This is a genomic window from Burkholderia sp. Se-20373 (assembly GCF_017104705.1).
In the GTDB taxonomy this organism is placed as follows: Bacteria; Pseudomonadota; Gammaproteobacteria; order Burkholderiales; family Burkholderiaceae; genus Burkholderia.
This window is the reverse complement of the sequence record NZ_JAAGPH010000371.1, coordinates 1-781: the sequence shown is the minus strand read 5'-3', so window position 1 is coordinate 781 and position 781 is coordinate 1. Positions and strand designations below refer to the sequence as shown.

Here is a 781-nt window from a genome sequence, read left to right as displayed (position 1 = left end):
CGCCGCCTCGGCAGCCGGCGGCTCGTGATCGCGCTGGTCGCGCTCTGGCTCGGCGTGCTGCTCGGCGCGCTCGGCTACGGCTTCGTCACCTGGTCGGGGCGCCTGCCGTGGCAGCACGAATCGGTGCTCGCGCGCACGCACCGGCTGCAGCAACTGCTGCGCGCGTACCCGGAGCTGTCCGTCGCGCCGCGCGACGACGGCGTGATCGTGTCGGGCTACGTGAGCGATCCGGCCGCGCGCGAACGCGTCGCGCAGATCGTCGCGGGCGTCGACAACGCGACGCTCGGCAACATCTACGTGGTCAGCGACCTGGTCGCGACCGCGCAGACCTATTTCAGCGACACGGCGCTGACGGTCGCGTATCTCGGCCGCGGCCGGATCGAGGTGACCGGCACGGCCGCGCGCGCGCAGATCGAGCCGCGGATCCGCAACTACATGAAGGACGCGCGTCCCGCGCTCGAAGTGGTCGATCACGTACGCGATGCCGATCCGGCCGCGCCGCGCACGGCGACGACGCTGGGCGGGACGGCCGGGATTCCGGAGATCACGACCGTGTTCGCCGGAGACGGCGACCAGCGCTACATCGAGACGGCCGACGGCAGCCGCTATTTCGAAGGTGCGCGACTGAAGGAGGGCGCGACGGTCGTGTCGATCGGCCCCGACGAAGTCGTGTTCGAGCGCAACGGCCAGCGCATCACGATGCCGCTCGGCGGACCGTCGGCGGCTGCGCCCGGGCAGGTGCCGGCGCCGCCCGTGGCGCCGCTCGCGAGCGGTGCGGCGG

General features: G+C 73.0%; 1 protein-coding gene. It reads left to right on the top strand.

The genetic code is table 11. The features are described from left to right. The coding region (gene sctD / locus G3N96_RS38815) for a type III secretion system inner membrane ring subunit SctD (protein ID WP_206140501.1) at nucleotides 1–781 on the top strand (781 nt) is incomplete at both ends.